Below are 3,071 nucleotides of genomic sequence, written 5' to 3' on the forward strand. Positions count from 1 at the left end.
GCATCTTCACCATTACATGATCTGGCAACCGATTTGCCGCTGCCAACCGCCATATGTTCAGCAACGACGGTTAACCTTGCCGCTCTTCGTTTATCACCTAGCTCAGCATGATGAAAGTGATCGGCTGCCCATTGGCTCGGGTTAAAAATTGACATGGAAAATGGTGAAGTAAATGAATTTGCATGATCAGATCATCGGCAGTCAAGAGAGTTCCGTTTTTTTACTAATTATTTGTGTAGAAGAGACAGGTCAAGGGCTTTAACATAATGAATGGTGAAATTTGGTGATTTATCTTTTTCTACTATAGGTAATAGTAAATATTTTGAAGTGTTGCATAATTCATGCTTGGCTTTATAATTTTTGACCGTTTTAGCTTCAAATAGAATACTTTCCGATAAGTTTGAAATGAAGTTAATATTTTGATTGAATTTTTTTGATAACTTAAGAAATTCATTTTTTGCTAGCACAGCATATTCTATACTTTTATCAAACTTACCTTGTCGTTGTAAGTGTTGTGCTGATGCAAGAAAATAGCTTGCATACACTTCGTCTCTCTTCGATGAAGAATTCAAATCAATATCTGAATCTAGTAAAGATTTTAATCTTGTAATCTCATTAGAATCAGTGCGTGCAAATGCTAGAAGATTGAAGTGTAAATAGTAATTTTGTCTTGTCCAAATATCGTTTTTAGGATCTTGTTCTAGCGCTTTTGATATTGCTTCCAAACCAAGTCGGGTTTGTCTTAGGGCTTGTTCTGGTAGATCTTGATAATCGTATAACTTAGCAAGAATTTGATGGCTGGCTGCTAGTCTATCTAATATATATGGCTGTTTAATGTTATTGCTTAGTTCTTGTTGGAGTTGAGTGTGGATCTGTATGGCTGAAAGTACATCACCTTGTGACACTGCCGCACTCGCTAACCAAGAACGTGCATTGGCCACATCCGCAATTAGCTGACTATCCTCAGGCGCTTTTGCCAAGGCGAGCAATTTAAGCCTTAGCGACTCTTCAAAATCTTGTTGTGCTTTGGCAAATTCCTGTTGCTTCATCGAAACTGAGCCCAAAGTGTTATGGGCGTAAGAAAGTTCCATGAGCGCATCTTTATCTTCGGGCGCAAGGGCGTACATAGTTTGGCTATAGGCTAAGTACTGCTCGAAGAAGGGGCGCGATGCCGCCCAATCACTCACATCATACTTAAGCTGTCCTAACCAAAAGGCATTGGCACCTAAGGTTTTCAGTAGGGCTAAGTTTTCCGGCTGCAATTCGAGCAGTGGCAACATTTTTTCTTGCGCCGCGAGTAATGCGCTGCGGGCTTCATCGATTTTATTGCGCGAATAGGCGACTTCCCCCATGGCCTCTAAGGTTTGGCCGTGTTGGAAGCGGGCGTCAAAACTTAAGTGTGCATCATCCTCTTTATTGGAAAAATCAGTGAAATATTCCAGTGCCTTATTGCTGATCCCGTCGAGTAAGTCCATACGGCCGATGCCGCGCATCTTGTCGGCGAAGTCACCCACCATAAAGCCGAGCAAATCTTCGGCGGCGAGGCGTTTTTGCAGGGCAAGTTTTTCGGCCTCTATGCTGCGCACGCTCATAATGACGGAGGTTAAGGTGAGGACGCACAGCAGGGCGACGGTTAGGCGCCTCGTCCAGCGCAGCATATTGGCGCGTTTGCTGGAGGCTGCGATAAAGGCGGTTTCGGGATCGTCTAAATCGAATAACGGATTTTGGCTGAGGCTTTGGGCCTCTTTCAACGGCTTGCCGTCGGCGAGCAGATAAGCGCTGTGTTTGGCTTCGCTGAGCCAACGCTTAGATAAATGCTGTAGGCGACTCTTAATGCTTAAGCTGTCGTTATGCTCGCTAATCCAAGCGGTTGCCCGCGGCCAACGGCGTAAAAGTGCTTCGTGGGCGATGCTAAAACAGGGTTCACCATTTTGCAGATGCGACACGAATAAGCGGCTATCGACCATGGCTTGCACTAGGGCGGTTTCAGCGGTGCTTTGTAGTTGTGACCAGCGAGCGGTGCGGCTGGTGATGGACTTTTCATCTTCACGCAGAGTCACTAGCAGGGATAAAATCCGCGGTAGGCTGGCTTTTTCGGCATCGCTTAAATGGGAAATCGCTTGCTCGGCATTTTTGCCAATCGCCCCTTCAATACCGCCAAGTGCATGATAAACCGAGACTAATAACTTAGCGTCGGCGCTGCGTTGCAAATACAAGGCTTGCAGCGTGTATTGCAACATAGGCAACGCATCTGGGTTACTGGCGGCATCGCTGCAGAGCATTTCGTCGAGCGGCATCGCGGTGTCGCTGTCAACTTCCCAGCTTAAGTTGGCAGCCACCGCGGGCAGGCGGATCATTTGTAATAGCTCAGTGCGTGTTGGCGGCGCTAAGTCAAAGTGGGCGCCGCGGGCTTTACCCGCCATTAAGCTTGGGTAATTGACCAATAAAGGATAAAAATCGTTGCGACAGGCACTGATGATAATCACGGCTTTTGAGGTGGCGAGTTGTTCCAATAATTCTATGAACTGGGTTCGTTCGGTATCGCTAAATAGCGGTGATGAGAGCAACACTTCTAATCGGTCGATAAACAAGGCAAAAAACGGATTGGAAAAGGGTTTAGCCTTGAGCGCTTGGGTACACTGATTGATCACGCTTTGGATATCTTCGACGAGTTGAATCGCCAGAGTCTCAGCGCTCATGCCTTCGAATACTGGGATGTCGTTGATTTCCCAGTCGAGCATTGCACTGGCAAGATCGGTGAGTAGTTGCCCTTTACTCACATCGGCAAAATCTAAGCTGCTGAATGACGCGACACCAATGCCGTTATATACCCGTGATCAATGAAGATGCTTGATTTTCAGTGAAATGAGGATCAAGCTAACGATTATGAAACTACTCCTTACTCCTGAACAAAAACAAGTCCTAGAGACCCAGCATGCTCAAACGCGTGACGGGCGTATTCGTGACCGCATCAAAGCAGTACTGCTTGCATCCGAAGGCTGGACCCCGGCAATGATTTCTCAAGCATTACGCATTCATGAAAGCACTGTACGTAATCACCTTGCCGATTA

The 3,071-nt window shown here is 46.2% G+C and carries 2 protein-coding genes and 1 pseudogene; 1 reads left to right on the plus strand and 2 read right to left on the minus strand.

Features of this window, described 5'->3' with window-relative positions; genetic code table 11:
* On the minus strand, positions 1 to 155 hold a 155-nt coding region (locus tag L5M38_RS24650), incomplete at its 3' end, for a transposase DNA-binding-containing protein (protein ID WP_411569244.1).
* 72 nt (positions 156 to 227) lie between these two features.
* Positions 228 to 2,828 (minus strand): annotated as a pseudogene (locus tag L5M38_RS23940) (transcriptional regulator); the annotation flags it as partial.
* Between the two features lie 58 nt (positions 2,829 to 2,886).
* On the opposite strand from L5M38_RS23940, the gene L5M38_RS23945 reads away from it, so the two are divergent.
* Positions 2,887 to 3,071 (plus strand): helix-turn-helix domain-containing protein (locus tag L5M38_RS23945; RefSeq protein WP_263180527.1); only part of this gene is annotated, 185 nt, incomplete at its 3' end.

Origin of the sequence: Shewanella sp. SM101, assembly GCF_025654465.1 — a bacterium.
GTDB lineage: Bacteria > Pseudomonadota > Gammaproteobacteria > Enterobacterales > Shewanellaceae > Shewanella > Shewanella oncorhynchi.